Source organism: Corynebacterium matruchotii (assembly GCF_011612265.2).
GTDB classification, from domain to species: domain Bacteria; phylum Actinomycetota; class Actinomycetes; order Mycobacteriales; family Mycobacteriaceae; genus Corynebacterium; species Corynebacterium matruchotii.
Genome location: NZ_CP050134.2, coordinates 98,738 through 114,634 on the forward strand (window position 1 = coordinate 98,738; position 15,897 = coordinate 114,634).

Below are 15,897 nucleotides of genomic sequence, written 5' to 3' on the forward strand. Positions count from 1 at the left end.
CCTTCCGAAGTGGAACTCAAGCTCAGCAGGTGTGCTGTCCGGCCAAAGTATGGTGGCTGCAAGAATGCTGAGCTGTACTTTCTCGATTCAGATGCTCTGCGCAGTCTTGTTCCCGATTAGAACCCAAGCTCAGCAGCTGAGCGACAGATGATGCGCAAGGAGCGTAGGAATGATACGTTTGTTCCCGGAGAAAACGTGGAAGAAATCTTGCGAGTGAACCAGGTTTTTCAGTATTTATGCAGCCCATAGAGGGCTGCAAACTTGCAGCTATCCATAGGGTGATGGGGGTAGCTCAGGGGTAGGGTCAACAATGCGGTGTTCGGACAAGTTTAAGCCTGTAGTTGACATTCATGGTGTGTACTTTGCAGCCCAGTTTCCTGAGAATCGAAAACCCCCGCGGTTTATACGCGGGGGCCAACGAGAAAGGAGGTGGTATTTATGCAGGTAACCATTATAAATATGGCTTCCCACCAGGTGAATACCGGAAATGAAAACGAATCCTTGATTGGACTCGTTTTTTATTCTAGGACGGAACCATCCCTAACGTCAAGCAATTACGCGGCTTTATTTTTGATTTAAATTGTGCTGGTAAACACAAAAATAAAGTTTTTCGCATATATAGTGGGCTTTTCATTTTATCTGCCCTCATTAGGTGTGGCTTTTTGCAACACAATCACAAGATTACTCACAAAAAATTCTCGGAAAACGGGCATTGAAACGAACCACCATGCCCACTTCGGGTGATAGCGGGGGAATAGGGTCACTACCTTGGTATTGGTCTGTGAAGCCCATCGAATACCGCTCGAACAGGACACGTCGAAAAGCGAAATACCAAATACATTTTTAGGCTTATGCCCATGCTTTTTAGTGTAATTGTCTCTGGCAAAATTTCCGCCAAGATAATGTGCCCAAAAGCCGGTTTCGTGGCCGCCAAAAGGGCCGAGCCACACGGTATAACTTAAAATTACGAGCCCGCCTGGTTTACATACTCGAAGCATTTCCTCCCCCATAACCCAGGGGTGGGGAATATGCTCGGCAACGTTTGATGAATATACAACGTCGAAGGAATTATTCCGAAACGGGAGCGCCATGCCATCGCCCCGTACCGAGTTAGCTACCGTAATCCCGGCCGCTGACATCTCCCCCACATCGGGTTCTAGGCCAATATAATCTGCGCCCTGGGCGGCAAATTCCGCCGCAAAATACCCCGGTCCACCCCCGACGTCTAATACCCGCGTCCCCGAGAGACCACAACCATGCGTGTCTCGATGAAGCGCCGTGACCAGCTCGCATGTGTCTTTTGCCAGGCGGGAATAGAAATAATCTGGGTCGGATTGCTCTTTCCGAACGTCGAGAAGCAATTGAATTGATCGTCGTAATGTGGCCCGTCGGCGAGTATGAAATAACCGAGTGTTCATGATGCATTAGGGTAGATGAAGTTATGAAGATCCTCTTGTTGTGCTGGCGTGATACCACCCACCCCCAAGGTGGTGGCAGCGAGCGATACCTTGAACATGTTGCCCGGTATTTGAGCGACCGCGGACATGAGGTGATTTATCGTACCGCCGCCCACACCGACTGTCGTCGTAAAAGTGTTCGAGATGGAATTACCTTCTATCGGGGGGGTGGAAAGCTGGGGGTGTACCCGCGCGCAGCAATCATGATGCTGTTGGGTCGGTGCGGTATCGGTTCGTTGAAAGACGTTGATGTTGTGGTCGATACGCAGAACGGTATCCCGTTTTTTGGACAGTTTTTTAGCGGGAAACCAACCGTGTTGCTCACGCACCATTGTCACCGCGAGCAGTGGCCGGTTGCGGGAAAACTCCTGGCCAGCCTGGGTTGGTTTCTTGAATCCCGGATTTCGCCGCGGGTGCATCGCAACACTCAGGTGGTGACTGTTTCGGCACCAAGCAAACAGGATCTTATATCGCTGGGGTTTCCCCCGGACAATATAACCATTATCCATAATGGTGTTGACCCCATCCCCGCGACCTTGCCCCAGCTAGAGGACGACGGTCGGATCCATATAGTGACGCTGTCGCGCCTGGTCCCCCATAAACAGATCGAACACGCAATCGATGCGGTGCGGGGTCTGCCCGACAACGTGGTGCTCGACATCATCGGTTCCGGCTGGTGGGAGGATAAACTCCGCGACTATATCGGTGCCGATCCGCGCATCACCCTGCACGGTCAGGTGACCGAGGACTATAAGCATGCGCTCCTCGCCCGCGCCGCCGTCCACCTCATGCCCTCCCGCAAAGAGGGGTGGGGGTTGGCGGTGGTGGAAGCCGCCCAGCATCGCGTGCCCACCGTCGGTTACGCCAGCGCCGGCGGCCTCCGCGATTCTATCGACGACGGGGCGACCGGGTTGCTGGTGTCCGACCCCATCGAACTCCAGGCCGCCCTGCAACGCCTGCTTATCGACGACGCCTTCCGCGCCGCCCTGGGTAGCGCCGCCCAATTGAAAGCCCAGGACTATTCCTGGGAGGAAACCGGCCGCAGGTTTGCCGACACCTTGGAGGCGATGGGGGAGGTGCCATCCCTGGGGAATCAGATGGTGTGATGGAAAATGTGTTTTCCGCCGATTATGCGTTTGCGCAAGACGTCATGGATGAGGTCGAGACCATCGTCGATCGGGTTGGTCCGCTGAGTTTTGTAAAAAACATTTTGCTCTTCTACCTGGAGGATCACGGGATTCACGATGGCGTGGTGTGGGAGTGCGTGGTGAATCTTTCCGAGTCGGCCCACGAGTCCCCTAGTTACCAAAAACACATGGATGCGTTGCTTGCCGAGTACGGTGATGACCGCTATCCCAAAGTTAGGCAGGATTCGGCGAATCTGCAGGCCTGTTTGATTGCGACCGGGTGCATTCTCGCTGGGCTGTCGGTGGCGGAGGCGCCGCTGGAGTTGCCCTACACGGTTTGTGGGCTGATCGTGGATTCGGACTGGGGCTTCGACAAGCTCCATGAGGGCATGATGCAGATGCTACCGCCGCCGGGCCACCACGCCGGCGACAATGGGGATGCACAGCCATGCTGCTAGCAGCCCCAGCCCGGCATAGAACCCACCATGGTGGGCCACCGGCTCATTGCGCAGATCAATGAGTTTTCCGTCGGCCACCACATGGGACACCCCCAACTTTGCCAGCTGGGCCATATCGCGTGCTTTCCACGCTGCCCTGGCGGCCACATACCGCGCTGAGGCGGGATCAACCACCTGGCCATCGACCACCAATTGGCCCGCCTCCACCGAGCCCACGGCCTTATACAGTGGATCAATCACGGTTCGGCCCGTGTAAACCACCAGGCCGGCCGAGTCCATGTTTGCCACATCCCCGGTCGGCTCTGCCGCCTGCACCTCTCGGACAATGGCGGGTTCCGGGAGTGGTCGTAACGCCATGAGTGCCACGGGGGCATCCGGTACCTGAAGTACCGCCAGGAGTGTCACCACCCCCGACACCACCCCGGACCTGAGCCGGGTCGGGCACGCCGCCCCGATCTGGCCCGCCGCAATCACCAGGCCCGGTATCAGGAATAACGCCAATTTTTGTGAGTCACGAAACAGCGCCAACCCCGGTACGTGAGCCACCAACCCCGGCCACCGCCACAGCAAGCAAAACACCAGCACCGCCATGGCAGACACCACCAGCCACCGCCGGGGAACCCACCGCACCAGGAGGGTTGTCAATATCACCCCGGCCACGGCGAACCCCACGTTCCGGGAGATCGGTACGGCCGCGGCGTTCCACATGCCTCCCAATCCCAGAAATGCTCCCAACGTGCCCACAAGCTTCTCCGGTCGGCCCAGAAACGCCGAGGTTCCGGCGGAGGTTGGTGGCGCAATCACACTGGGCACTAGCCATGGGAGAAGGCACAGGGTGCCGAAAACGGCCACGAACCGGCGTCGACAGGCGGAAACGAGGGCCACGATGAGCGCCACGAAGCCGCCGGTGGGGGTGAGGCTGCACACCCATACGGTTGCCACCTGCCAGGTGGGGCGGGTGCGGCACGCCACCACCGCGGGCAGCAACCACGCCACCATCGCCACGGACCACTGGCCCTGAAGCAGCCGCTCCACCACGAACGGATTCCACACAGTAACCGTGATCGCCGCCACCTGACGGAATGCAACGCTGTTCCGCCCAGCCGGCGACCGGGCCAAGGTCGCCAGAGTTGCCGCACCCCACGTACCCGCTGCGGCCGACCCCACCAGCAGCATCCGAACAAACCACGAGGCCGGAATAACCATTCCCACCAGCGCCAAGAGGCCATCCTGGGGTGCGTTTCGGGCCGGCAAATCCCCAAACCCTACCGCGCCGGCATGCAGGGCCGGGTGCCGCAACACCGCCATGTCGCGCAGTAGCAGCACGCCCGGCTGGAAGAGTACACCCAGTAACAGGACAATGAGGAAACCTGCGTAGCCAACGACCAGGTATTTCGCCACCGCAGCGGCCCTGGGTGGGGGTGCGGGACTCATGCTTTCGGTGAAGCTGGTGGCTCCGGCGGTGCGGTGGGCGTCGTCAAGCTAGTATTTTCTGCGCGGCGCACAATCTGGGTGTACCGCCAGAACCCATAAATCAACAGCGTGCCGGCCAGGTATTTCAGCACAAACGCCCCAAACCGCAGCCAATACATAATGCTCACCACCGGTTCCGCCCACGCCTTCGCGGAATCCTTCGTCTCCTGATTCCACGTTGTCGACGTGTGCAGTATAGTGCGATACATGTTCACGCCCTCTTGGGCGGTTTTCTCCGCGTCGGCGGAATCCATGGCGAAGAACAGGTGCATCTCCTCCTGCTCGTCCACAATCACCCCACTGGACGCCTCCACCCACAGGGTGCGGGTTGCCGTGTAAAACGGTGCCAGTGTGACACTGTTGTCGCTCCCCCCAGGATAGAATTTCGACTCCGGACCGGTGAGCAGCATATTTCCGATCTGCTCCCGCTGCTGCTGCGGCAGATCCGATTCGATAATCGTTTCGCCGGGGGCGTCGCTGATGTCGTCGGGGTGGTTGAACGAACGGGCGGCCGCCGATGCCAGATTCATGACCGGTAACTGTTGGTGAAACACAAACACATCACTGTCCGGCACTAAATCATTGTGGCCGCGGCGCTCGGTGCGCACATAATCCAGGGGGAACGCCGCCTGGGCGAACACGTCAAAATAGGAGTAAGAGCGGCGTTCCGTATTGAACGGTAGGAAATACTGCAATCCATCGCGGGCGAAGGTACCAGTGTTGAAGTTCACCCCGAACCCCCCGGTGGTGACCTCCATTTGTGAGGTAGGCAATAATATGGGATGGGCCGAGCCGCGCAATAAATGCAGTTTATCGGTGATATTGACGAGCGGGGACTGCGAATCTGTTCGAATAAGTTTTTGGGTAACGTCGAGTTGGGCGACGTTTTTCATCGGTTTCCCTTTGGTGTCGATCACCTGCCCTTTGGTGCTATTGAGCACTGTGGTCCACTGTGTGGTTGCCTCCGTAATGTAGCAATCGTTCCCATCTGATTCGGAACATGTTAGCGAGGGGTCGTAAAAGATTGTCGGTGCCGGTTCGGTTTGAATGGTTCGGGTAGTGTTAATGGGCAACGGTTTAATCGTGCTAATGACCAGCTCCGGGACGTTTTGCGCAATGATAAACGCAATAATGGCGCTCATAATGGTTACCACGGTGGCCCTAGGCACCCGCCGCTTCGCCTTTCGCTTCTTATCGACGCCCAAGGCTGCGGTAGTGCTGGTTGCTTCGGCCCTGGCCGCGGCGTCAGCGGTGGCCTTATCGCTGGTATCTGATCCCATGTTGGTTATTCCTATTCATTTATCATCTTTGCAAGAGACAACCATGAAGCACAAACCATTATCTCGACAACCTAATTAAGTAAGCTCAACAACAGTGTTTCCATCGTACCCACCATCAGCCCCAACCACATCGTCTTCACCACCCCAGGTGCCAGCGGGATCCCAGCACCGCCGGGGCTTCAAACCCCAGCTGGAGGGCCTCCGCGGGGTGTCCGCCGTGGCGATCATGACAACCCACGTTGCTTTCCAAACCGGCATAGATCCCCACGGTAATATCGGGGCGATTCTGGGCCGATTCGACTATTTCCTGGCGGTGTTCTTCGCCTTCTCGGCATACCTATTGTGGCGAGGAATGGACTTTCATCGGGGCATGTTGGTGACCTATTTTCACCGCCGGTTTTGGCGTGTTGTCCCAGCATACTGGGTATATGTGGTTGTGGTGCTAGCTCTCGTTCCAGAAGCATTTGGTGCCAGCTGGGTGTCTGTTCTCTCCACCTTATCTTTTACTCAAATATATCTGCCGGAAGGTTTTCTTGGTGGGATGACCCACCTGTGGTCCCTGTGCGTGGAGGTGGTGTTTTACCTGGTTATGCCCCTACTTGGTTGGGCGCTTCGGAATGTGGGGCCCGCAAAACGGATCATGGTGTTTTGCGGTTTGGCATTGCTTAGTCTGGGGTGGGCGTTTCTGCCGGTTGTGGCGGATTCTCCCCGTGAGCACGTGCCCAATATGCAGATCTTTTTTCCCGGGTTTTTCTGCTGGTATGCGGTGGGGTTGATCGCGGCCGAGGTGGAGGAGCTACGCCGCCGCCGCGGGGTGATGGACAAACCCGTGAAGGTATTCCAATACCGGTGGGCCTGGTGGCTGGTCGCGTTTTTTGTGATGTGGCTTGCCGGCCAGGAGTTTTTCGGACCGGTCGGGTTGGAGCATCCCTCGGCAGGTGAGTTTGCGTTGCGGGTTATTGCCGGGACGGTGATGTGTGCATGCGTGTTCCTGCCGTATGCGTTTCATTCGGCCCCAAGCTTTTTGGATTGGCGAATCATCTCATACCTTGGCAGGATTAGCTATTCGTTTTTCCTGTGGCATTTGGCGGTGTTGGGGGCAGTGCTGCCACTGTTGGGGATTCGCCCGTTTACCGGCGGTTTCTTGGTTGTGCTGCCGTTGACGTTTATCGGATCTTTCATAGTGGGATCCTGTGGGTATGTCTTGGTGGAATGGCCATTTCGGAGTGCCCGAGCTGCGAAACTCACCTTGCTGCGGATATTTCGTTGATTGTGGAAAACCTGGTGTCACTCTTGCTGAGCTGGGGTTCCGGTTTACCAGGGATTGCGAGGTTGGAATAATGGCGAACCCCAGCTCAGCACACCTGATATCCGGCCTCTTGCGCCCGGCTGCATAAGTTCTAAGCTTGGGTTTCGGGTTTGTGCCGGTGCGCGTCCTGGGCAAACAGGGGCAGCCGAATAGAAAACCATGCTTAGAAGGTTTGCGGCAGGATTATGGGGGGGCTCTGTGGATAGGGCTTCAGGTCTGCTTAGCTTGGTTTCCGTTCCGCGGAGCATGGTTTGAGGGGATATCAGCCGGAACCCAAGCTCAGCGAATGCGGCTTCATTATTGCTGAGCTTGACTTTCCCGATTCAGAAGCTCCACGCGGTTGTGCTTGAAACCGGAACTCCAGCTCAGCACACCTACTATTCCCTTTCCCGCCATGGCTGCAAAGGTTCTAAGCTTGGGTTCCGGATTTGGGTCGGTGCGCGTCCTGGGCAAACAGGGGCAGCCGAATAGAAAACCATGCTTAGAACATGTGCTGTAGGACATTGAGGGTTCGGTGTGGTTTCGGATTTGCGTTAGCTGGGGTTCCCACTAATGGTGGCCAAACTGCATGTCCTGTAGCGCCAAACCCAAGCTAAAGGATTGAGCTGTAGTTTGGGTTTTCCTGGACCTCTGGTGAAGCGAAGCGGCCGAAACCTCAGCTCAGTACGTTTGATACCCATCCTGCTGTTCCCGGCTGCATATGTTCTAAGCTTGGGTTCCGGGTTTAGGCCGATGCGTATCCTGGGCAAACGGGGGCAGCCGAATAGAAAACCATGCTTAGAAGGTTTGCGGCAGGATTGTGGGGGCTTTGTGGATAGGGCTTCAGGTCTGCTTAGCTGGGGTTCCGTTCCCGGCGGGTGGATTTGGTTCGGTTATGCGCAGAACCCCAGCTAACGCGAAGGCGCTGCCGCGGGGGTAGTGGTGGGTGATGGTGGGGGTATTTCGGGCCGGGAGGGCGTCGTCAAGCAGGGAAGAAAACGAGCACTGAAACCATAAGTTCAATGACTTGAACTTTTGCTTTGGGGGTGTCTAGAATGAGGATCGTGCAGAAGAAATATTTTGCCGGTATCCTTGCTGCTGCCCTCGCGTTGGCTGGTTGCAGCACTACCCCGACCGGAGCCGCTAACGCCAAAGGCATTCATGCCGTAGCCACCACCACCCAAATCTGTGACTACCTCACCCAGATTGCCAACAACGGCATGAAACTGGTCAAAACCGACTCCGCTGGTCACGAAACCACCAGTGGGGACGGCGACGTCACGTTAAACCTCACCTGTTTGCTCGCCCCCAACGCGTCTGCGCACGAGCACGAAATGACCCCGCAACAGATGAAGGCGCTGGCACAAGCCGATCTGCTCTTTGTTAACGGTGTCGACCTCGAACACTTTCTCGACTCGGCGGTGAAATCCTCCGGCTTTAAGGGAACCATGTCGGTCACCTCAGGGGTGTCCGAAGAGAAGGGCGACGGCTACACCGTTGAACTCGGCGACCAAAAAGTAGACGTCCGGCCGTGGCCGTTTGTCACGCCCGGCGAAAAGCCCGAATTCACCCACGATCCCCACGTGTGGACCGACGTGAAACAGGCCGACGTCCAGGTGTTTAACATCGGCACCGCTCTGGAGAAAACCCAGTCGGACAATCCTGCCGCTGCCGATAGCATTAAGGCCGCTGTCGAAAAATACGAGGCCCAGCTCACCCTCTTGGACCAGTGGGTTCGGGACTCCATTTCCAGCGTGCCGGAAGAAAACCGGGTGCTCTTCACCTCCCACGATGCCTTCGGCTACTTCGCTAACGCCTACGACGTGAAGTTCATTGGTGCCGCCCTCAGCGACTTCAACCACCAGCAAGACGCCACCGCGGAACACATCAACAAGGCCGCGGAAGAGGTCAAAGCATCCGGCGCCAAAGCCCTGTTCGCCGAGAACTCCAATAATTCCAAGTCGATCGAAGCCATCGCCCGGGCCGCAGGTGTGAAAGCCATCACTAACGACGATGCCCTGTACGGCGATTCGCTAGGCCCAGCCGGCAGCCCCGGCGAAACCTACATCGGCTCCATCATCCACAACGTCACCACTCTCGTGACCGCCTGGGACGGCACGCCCGCCCCACTACCACCCGAGATATCCAATAACGCCAAATAACCGCAACGAAGGGCACTACCCATGACACCCATGACCTCGCCCACCCCAGCCTCGACACCCGCCACATCGGCGCCGGCTGCAACGCCGGCTACGAAACCCCCGGTCCTGGTTACCGAAAACCTCGACCTGGGCTACGATGCCACCACCATTTTGGAAAACGTCAACCTCACCGTGGCCCCCGGCGCAGCCCTCGCGCTTATCGGCGCGAATGGTTCTGGCAAATCCACGTTGCTCAAAGGCATCCTGGGCATGTGTCGTACCACTGGTGTCTTGCGTTGTGTCAACAATATTGGGTATGTGCCACAACACCAGGATATTGATCCGAGTTTCCCCGTGACCGCCCAGGGGGTGGTGGCCATGGGACTGTCCGCCACCACCCCCTGGTGGCGCCGGGTTGATTCGAACAAAATTTCGTCGGCGCTTGCTCGGGTGAATTTGGAGCAGAAGGCCACGGAACGATTCGGTAGCCTGTCTGGTGGACAACGGCAGCGGGTACTTATTGCCCGGGCCATTGTCACCAATCCGGCTTTGATGCTGCTTGATGAGCCTTTCAATGGTCTCGACACTACAAGCAGAGATGTGTTGGTGCGGGTACTCACTGAGCTCAAGCAGCAGGGAACCGGGGTGGTGGTGTCCACCCACGACTACAGTCTTGCCGAACAACTATGCGAGCAAACCGCGGTTTTTGCCGATGGTCATGTTGCCATCTACGACACCGCCGACGCCCTGTTGCATCATGTTCGTTGATATTCTCACCCTCCCGTACCTGCAACGCCCTCTCATTTTGTTGCTGATCCTCGGAATCGTGGGCGGCAGCGTGGGGGTGCTCGTTAATTTGCGTGCCATGGAATTCAGTGTGGAGGCTTTGGTGCACTCCGTGTTTCCCGGCATGGTGGTGGGCTTGGCCCTAGGTGGGATTGATGGTATCGTGCCCGGCGCCGCCGTGGTGGCGGCGGTTGCCGCGGCGGCACTCACGTTTGTCACCAGGCGGGCCGCCGCCGAGGCCGGTACTGCCGTGGTGCTCACCAGTTTTTATGGGGTTGGCGTGGTGTTGAGTCTGGCCATTGGGGACTATTCCGGCCAGTTGGATGCGCTCATGTTTGGCCGGCTCTTGGATGTGACGGATACCCGGCTCATTCAGACCGCGGTGTTGAGCACTGCCGCGCTCGTGATATTGCTGGTGACGTGGCGGAAACAGGTGGCGGTGGCGTTTGACCGGAATTTCATGGTGGCGCAGCACATCAATGTGACCCTGATCGATGCTGCCCTCAATGCCGCGATCGCCGCCGTCGTGGTGGTGGCCAGTTCCGCGGTGGGAGTGTTGCTGGTGATCGGATATTTGATTATCCCAGGGGCGGCGGCCCGGCTCTTGGCCCGAACCATTCCGATGATGGTGGGGATTGCGGTTGCTGCCGGCCTGACCGCGGCGGTCATTGGGGTGGTGGCGATGAATGTTGATGTGGGGCATCAGATTAGCCCCCAGGCGGCGGTGAGTTTGTCGCTGGTGGCGGTGTTTGTAATAGCGATAGCCCTCAACACTCTTCGAACTACCGCTCGTTCGGCTTTCCGCAAGGCGGGGGCGGGGGCAAAAGTGGCTAAACCCGCGTCGCAAAGCTTGCAGAGCGAACAAAGCCCGCAGCAGGCACGGACCAAGGAGTAGCGACATGATAGGCATTCTCACCCTCCCCATTGCGGAAGTGGTCGCGGTCGGCGTGCTGCTGGGAATCGTGGGCGCGCTGGCGATCGTGGGCAAGCGGGTGTTTTTCTCCGAATCGCTCTCCCACGGCACGTTTCCGGGTGCGGTGCTGGGCGTGGTGATCGGCCAATTCATGGGGGCATCCAGCAGCAGCCTCAGCCTGTGGCTCTTTGTCGGCGCCGCACTGTTCTGCATCCCACTAGCGTGGTTGATGCGATACCTGGCCAGCCTGGAGGGGATTTCCCCCACCGCCGCCGCTGGGATCGTGCTGACGGTGGGCTATGCGCTGGGCGTGTTTCTGCTGCGCTGGTTCCAACCGCTGCCGCTCAAAGTGGAGGGGTTCCTCACCGGATCCCTCCTGGCCGTATCCCACACGGATGTGCTGTCAGCCGCAGCCATTTTAGTGCTCGCGGTAATAGCATTGGTGACCTGCGGCCGCCGCCTGGCATTTTATTATTTTGACCCCATAGCATTCCGGGTGGCGGTGCGGAATTCCCGCTGGTGGCTGGCCCTCATGGAGGGAATCACACTGGGCTTATTATGCGCAAGCATGGTGGTGGCGATTCCGGCGGTGGGCTCGATCCTGTCGATCGCCATTCTGGTGGCGCCGGCTGCGGGGGTGCAGGTGTTTGCGCGGAACTTCGCAGGGCTCATACTGTGGTCGGGCGTCGCTGGTGTGGGCATTGGGATCACCGGGCTGCTGCTGGCCGTGTGGCAGAGTTTATCGGCCGGCGGCATGGTCGCGGTGGTAGCAGGCCTGTTTTATTTAGGTTGCCGGTCATTAGGATGGATACTGTGCATGTCATGGACTACCCCGAGAAAACCCAAGATTACCTCAAGTGCATTTGGGATATCGTCGAACGAACCGGTGAGCCGGCGTCGTTAAGCGCGATTGCGGGGGCGTTAGCCCAGAAAACCCCGACTGCGAGCGAGGCGGTGAAACGGCTGGCGGCGCAAGGCCTGGTGGAGCATCAACGGTATGCGGGGGTGGTGTTGACGTCGGCGGGCCGGCAGGTGGCGTTGGCGATGGTGCGCCGGCATCGGCTGATTGAAATGTTTCTGGTTCGGGTGTTGGACTACTCCTGGGACGAGGTGCATGACGAGGCGGATTTATTGGAGCATGCGGTGTCCGACCAGTTTTTACGCCGGGTGGACGAAAAGCTGGGGCATCCGACCCGGGACCCGCATGGGGATCCGATCCCGGACGAGTCGGGGAATGTTGCGGAGCTGCCGAAACAGTCGTTGAATTCTATCGCGCCGGGGGAGCAGGTGGTGGTGGAGCAGATCCATGACGGTGATTCGGAGCTGCTGCGTTATTTGGCGGAGAACAGTATCACGCCGGGGGCGGTGCTTGCGGTGGTGCGTCCGCCGGTGGCGGGGCTGGTGCAGGTTCAGGTTCAGGATGAGCAGAGTGAGGACCAGGAGGTGGTGCCGATTTCGGTGTCTTCGGCTGCGGATATTCGGGTGAGCCACGCCGAAGACTGATGCACATGGTGATGACGGCAATAGCGCAGGCGCAGGCGAGCAGCGGCGAGTCGCCGGCATAGTTTGCGGCGGGCCAGGGGGCGCGGGCCAGCCACATGGCGGTCATGGTCATGGTGGCGGTGATGAGCAGCCCGCGGCCGATGAGGGTGTAGCGCAGCACCAGCCATGTGAGCGGTATGAGAATGAGGATGGGCCAGCCGGTGGTGAGCGCGAGCCCCCCGCAAACGATGACGGCGCCGTAGGTGCCACCGGTGATGTGCAGCACTTCGTGGCGAGCTTGTCGACGCCGGACCATGGCGACAGCGCAAAGTAGGGCGGTGATGCCGGCGGTAATGCTGCCGATGATGAGCCCCTGCCGGTAGGGGTGGTCGCCGGCGAAGCTCAGGTGGAATTCTCCACCATGGCCCGGTGGGACGATGAATGCCTGAATGCCGGAGTTGATGGTGGTTGGGGTGAGGGGTGTGCCGTCCAGGGTGCCGATGAGACCATCGTTGGCGGCCCGGTTGGTGATGATGAGGCGTTCACGGGTGGCGGGCTTGAGGTGGGTGAGCGGTGTGGTGGGGGCGCCGGTGGGGTCGAAACCCACCTCGGTCAGCTTCAGTATTTGCGCACCTGTTCGAATCTGGTGGACGCCGGGTGTGAGGGTAATGGTGTCGCCGCACTCGTGGCGGGCGCCGTCAACATAGACGCGTTGCACACAGGCGGACAGGTCTACCCGCACCCGCATGGTTCGGGGGACGGTGAAGCGGCGCTGCAACTGCTCCGTGTAGGAAAATACCTGGTTGAACACGAATTGCCGCACCTGCGGTGAGGTGTCGGGGACCGTGACGTTGCGGGTGATTGGGGCGTGGGCGATGGCGAGTTCGGCAACCCCGATGGGGGCCGCGGCTGCCCCCAGGGTGAGCCGCACCTTGGAGGCCATGCCGCCCGGTATGGGGATTTTTACTCGCTCACCAGTTTTCATGCGTTTGGTTACCTTCCGGTCGTCGGCGGTTACTATGACCTCGGCGCGCACAGGTTTGCTGGCGGTGAGTAATACCTCCAGCACCGGGTCGGCCAGGGGGGTGTCGGGTTGCAGTTCGATCCATTCGCCCCGTTGGGTTCCGGGTCGGGGCCACCAGGCGGTGGTGGCGAGTCCGTCGACCGCAGCGGTCACTGCCCGCCCGGGTCGGGATCCGGCGAAGCTGGTTGCATCCCCCGCCGACGACGAGGCCCGCACCTGCCCCCCGGATTCCACCACCTTGGTGAAGGGGCCAACGGACGGGTAGTCAATGACCCGATTGTGCACATCCTTGGCCTCGGCGGCGTCCGCCAGGGGTGCGGACACCGAGTTCAACGACCCATAGTTGCGGCCCACCAGCAGGGGAGTGTCGGTGACGATGCTTGCCCCCTGGCCCACCAGCCGATACGCCCCCGAACCCAGCAGCGCCAACGATTCCCCGCCGCCGGCAACCGTGGGGATGCGGTCGGAATCGACCACGGTCATGCCCAGGTTACGGTTGAGGATCACCACCTCCACCTCGCCGAATCGGTGGATTTTGGCTTGGGGAAAGAGGCGTTCCGCGGACATGTTTCGGGTGCTGCGCGCCAGGTCGTGTCGGACGATGACCGCCCCGATACCTAGTCGTGCCAGGTTCTCGGGGGTGGGGTAGGCGGATATCCCGTCCAGTCCCCGGATGGCTTCCGGCGTGACTAGGGGGATGGCGTCACGCACTGCCCACGGTACGTCTAACAGGGGCTGGGCCGGTTCGTCCCTGGTCCAACCCCAGGTTTGCCGGGCAAAGGAACTCGCCGGGAGAATAAGTGTTCGAGTGCCTTGGGCTTCGTGGTTGAGGAATTCGGCGGCCTTAGCCCAATAGTTGGGCACGGACCGGTAGGCGCCCAACGGCAGGAGCCGACCCGCCCAGGCCGGGGAGACTGCGGATACGCTGACCAAGAGAATCAGGGCCAGGGCGGCGGCCCGCCGCGGGTGGCGGGGCAGCCAGGCCGCGAAGAATTGCCGCGCCCCCACCGATGCCCCCACCGGTTTCGGCGGCCCGCTGGGGGCGTCGGGTTGGGTGAGTTTGGGGGCGGGAAATAGTTGCCAGAGCTGGGCGAATCCCACCAATAGGGGCAGCCGCACCAGGGGGTCGAATTTGTGGATGTTCCGCAGCGCCACCCCAGCCCCATCTAGAAACCCGGTGACGTGGTGGGCGCCGCCCAGCACGATGAGCCCTATCCCCAGCAGGGTGAACCAGAAACCCCGAAGGTTACGGACCCGGCTTAAGCCATAAAGCCCCAGGCCGGCCACTGCCAGGGTGAAAATAATCAGGTAGGGGTCCGTGGCCAGGGCGTGGCCGGCCTGCCGTTCGGCGTCCACAAACGGCGACCAGCTGGTGGTGCCGCGGAGGATTTCGGCCAAGTTCAACCACCGGGTGACCACGGTGGCGTTTTCAATATAGTCGGTGAATGGGCTGGCGTAGCGGCCCAAAACCAGGAGGGGCAGGATCCACCACAGGCTAATCAGCACCGCCCCCAGGCCCCACATCATGGTGAATCCTATGAGCCGCCACCGGAACGCCACCATGAGCCGCCACAGGAGGAAAATGCCGGCCGGGGTGCAGGCGGCCAGGGTGGCGGTGGCATTCACCGCCCCCATCATGCCAATGGCCAGCACCGACATGACGATGCTGCGCAGGGTGAGCCGGCGGGTGATGAGCGGCCACAACACCCAGGGAGCCAGCATGACCGGCCAGGTTTCCGAAGAAATGGTGGTGAGCGTGCTCAACACCCGGGGGGAAAGAGCATAAAGGAACGCGGCCCCCATGGCGAAGCCGGTGGTGAAGCTGCCGGCAAGCCCCCCCGAGGTGTCGGCTATTCGGCGGAGGAGCAGGAGGAACCCCGAATAGCCGACACCAAGTACCAGCCACCACCACAGGCGTTGGGTGAATGCATCCGGGAAGGCGTCGAAAAGCCAAAAAAACGCGCCGTGGGGAAATAAATAACCATATGCCTGGTTTTGGAGTTGCCCGAGGGTAAACGTGTCAGTCCAGGCGGATTGGGCGCCGGCGAGGAACCTACCGGGGTTGGCCAGTAGGTCGTGTTTCGTGTCGGCGGCGATATAGCCCAGGGGTTGAAAAAAACTTATCAGCCCCAGGAAGATCCAGCCGGTCAGGTGGCTGCCTCGCGGGCTGATAATGGTTGCGGACCGAAACGGTACGCAGTGCAGCAAATGTAATAGTGTTGGTTTAGTTATTGCGGGAACCATACTCCGGGTCGCCCAAAACTGGTCGGTCTATGCCTACCGCACCAGATTCGGGCAGGGAATGCGCTGTTGTGAAAATGGACACCCCCACCACGGCAACAATGCCCAGCGTGACACCAACCACAGCGCTCGCAATGGCTGGACCAAGCGTTCTACGGTTTAACGAGTCAGAGTCATAGGCCATAATTGCAAAGATAGCAGCATTCAAGCTTAGGGAAAATACCTTT

General features: G+C 59.4%; 12 protein-coding genes and 1 pseudogene. 8 read left to right on the forward strand and 5 right to left on the reverse strand.

The window, feature by feature from the left end:
• Positions 1–635 precede the first annotated feature (635 nt).
• The gene (locus HBA49_RS00380; protein WP_005524921.1) at positions 636–1,418 is read right to left on the reverse strand and encodes a class I SAM-dependent methyltransferase; all 783 of its coding nucleotides are present in this window, start codon (positions 1,416–1,418) and stop codon (positions 636–638) included.
• Between the two features lie 23 nt (positions 1,419–1,441).
• Here HBA49_RS00380 and HBA49_RS00385 point away from each other — a divergent pair, with 23 nt between their 5' ends.
• Positions 1,442–2,563 carry a glycosyltransferase family 4 protein gene (locus HBA49_RS00385; protein WP_005525359.1) on the forward strand — a complete coding sequence of 374 codons (1,122 nt, stop codon included), beginning with the start codon at positions 1,442–1,444 and terminating at the stop codon, positions 2,561–2,563.
• Complete coding sequence (locus HBA49_RS00390) at positions 2,560–3,042, forward strand: hypothetical protein (protein ID WP_146743647.1); 483 nt, start codon at positions 2,560–2,562, stop codon at positions 3,040–3,042. The genes HBA49_RS00385 and HBA49_RS00390 overlap by 4 nt, the downstream gene beginning before the upstream one ends.
• Here HBA49_RS00390 and HBA49_RS00395 read toward each other — a convergent pair.
• A complete protein-coding gene (locus HBA49_RS00395; protein ID WP_050773680.1) occupies positions 2,986–4,476 on the reverse strand; it encodes an MmpA family trehalose lipid delivery protein in 1,491 nt (496 codons plus the stop codon). The two genes, HBA49_RS00390 and HBA49_RS00395, sit on opposite strands and share 57 nt — an antisense overlap.
• Entirely contained in the window at positions 4,473–5,795 is a 1,323-nt protein-coding gene (locus HBA49_RS00400; protein WP_005522596.1) for a porin PorA family protein, read from the reverse strand. Before HBA49_RS00400 ends, HBA49_RS00395 begins: the two co-directional genes overlap by 4 nt.
• A 94-nt stretch (positions 5,796–5,889) precedes the next feature.
• Here HBA49_RS00400 and HBA49_RS00405 point away from each other — a divergent pair, with 94 nt between their 5' ends.
• From HBA49_RS00405 to HBA49_RS00430, 6 genes are all read left to right on the forward strand, one after another.
• Positions 5,890–7,065: an acyltransferase family protein gene (locus tag HBA49_RS00405; RefSeq protein ID WP_005525240.1), complete on the forward strand. Its 1,176-nt coding sequence runs from the start codon at positions 5,890–5,892 to the stop codon at positions 7,063–7,065.
• 1,073 nt (positions 7,066–8,138) lie between these two features.
• Positions 8,139–9,245: a metal ABC transporter substrate-binding protein gene (locus HBA49_RS00410; protein ID WP_005525007.1), complete on the forward strand. Its 1,107-nt coding sequence runs from the start codon at positions 8,139–8,141 to the stop codon at positions 9,243–9,245.
• A 21-nt stretch (positions 9,246–9,266) separates the two neighbouring features.
• The gene (locus HBA49_RS00415) at positions 9,267–9,992 is read left to right on the forward strand and encodes a metal ABC transporter ATP-binding protein (protein ID WP_005525430.1); all 726 of its coding nucleotides are present in this window, start codon (positions 9,267–9,269) and stop codon (positions 9,990–9,992) included.
• A complete protein-coding gene (locus tag HBA49_RS00420) occupies positions 9,982–10,905 on the forward strand; it encodes a metal ABC transporter permease (RefSeq protein WP_005525274.1) in 924 nt (307 codons plus the stop codon). The genes HBA49_RS00415 and HBA49_RS00420 overlap by 11 nt, the downstream gene beginning before the upstream one ends.
• Before the next feature lie 4 nt (positions 10,906–10,909).
• The gene (locus HBA49_RS00425) at positions 10,910–11,827 is read left to right on the forward strand and encodes a metal ABC transporter permease (RefSeq protein ID WP_005525186.1); all 918 of its coding nucleotides are present in this window, start codon (positions 10,910–10,912) and stop codon (positions 11,825–11,827) included.
• On the forward strand, positions 11,737–12,426 hold the full coding sequence (locus HBA49_RS00430; protein ID WP_112767095.1) for a metal-dependent transcriptional regulator: 690 nt from the start codon (positions 11,737–11,739) through the stop codon (positions 12,424–12,426). Before HBA49_RS00425 ends, HBA49_RS00430 begins: the two co-directional genes overlap by 91 nt.
• Before the next feature lie 1,291 nt (positions 12,427–13,717).
• Here the strand turns inward: HBA49_RS00430 and HBA49_RS12835 are convergent.
• Both HBA49_RS12835 and HBA49_RS00435 read right to left on the reverse strand, forming a co-directional pair.
• Positions 13,718–15,673, reverse strand: a pseudogene (locus HBA49_RS12835) (alpha-(1->3)-arabinofuranosyltransferase domain-containing protein); the annotation flags it as partial.
• Positions 15,654–15,854: a DUF2613 domain-containing protein gene (locus HBA49_RS00435; RefSeq protein WP_034995989.1), complete on the reverse strand. Its 201-nt coding sequence runs from the start codon at positions 15,852–15,854 to the stop codon at positions 15,654–15,656. The gene HBA49_RS00435 and the pseudogene HBA49_RS12835, both read right to left, overlap by 20 nt.
• Positions 15,855–15,897 lie beyond the last annotated feature (43 nt).

Excerpts from the sequence above, each read along its gene's own strand:
- HBA49_RS00400 (WP_005522596.1), bottom strand. The coding sequence starts at position 5,795 with ATGGGATCAGATACCAGCGATAAGGCCACCGCTGACGCCGCGGCCAGG.
- HBA49_RS00425 (WP_005525186.1), top strand. The coding sequence starts at position 10,910 with ATGATAGGCATTCTCACCCTCCCCATTGCGGAAGTGGTCGCGGTCGGC.
- HBA49_RS00420 (WP_005525274.1), top strand. The coding sequence starts at position 9,982 with ATGTTCGTTGATATTCTCACCCTCCCGTACCTGCAACGCCCTCTCATT.
- HBA49_RS00415 (WP_005525430.1), top strand. The coding sequence starts at position 9,267 with ATGACACCCATGACCTCGCCCACCCCAGCCTCGACACCCGCCACATCG.
- HBA49_RS00410 (WP_005525007.1), top strand. The coding sequence starts at position 8,139 with ATGAGGATCGTGCAGAAGAAATATTTTGCCGGTATCCTTGCTGCTGCC.
- HBA49_RS00380 (WP_005524921.1), bottom strand. The coding sequence starts at position 1,418 with ATGAACACTCGGTTATTTCATACTCGCCGACGGGCCACATTACGACGA.
- HBA49_RS00395 (WP_050773680.1), bottom strand. The coding sequence starts at position 4,476 with ATGAGTCCCGCACCCCCACCCAGGGCCGCTGCGGTGGCGAAATACCTG.
- HBA49_RS00435 (WP_034995989.1), bottom strand. The coding sequence starts at position 15,854 with ATGGCCTATGACTCTGACTCGTTAAACCGTAGAACGCTTGGTCCAGCC.
- HBA49_RS00385 (WP_005525359.1), top strand. The coding sequence starts at position 1,442 with ATGAAGATCCTCTTGTTGTGCTGGCGTGATACCACCCACCCCCAAGGT.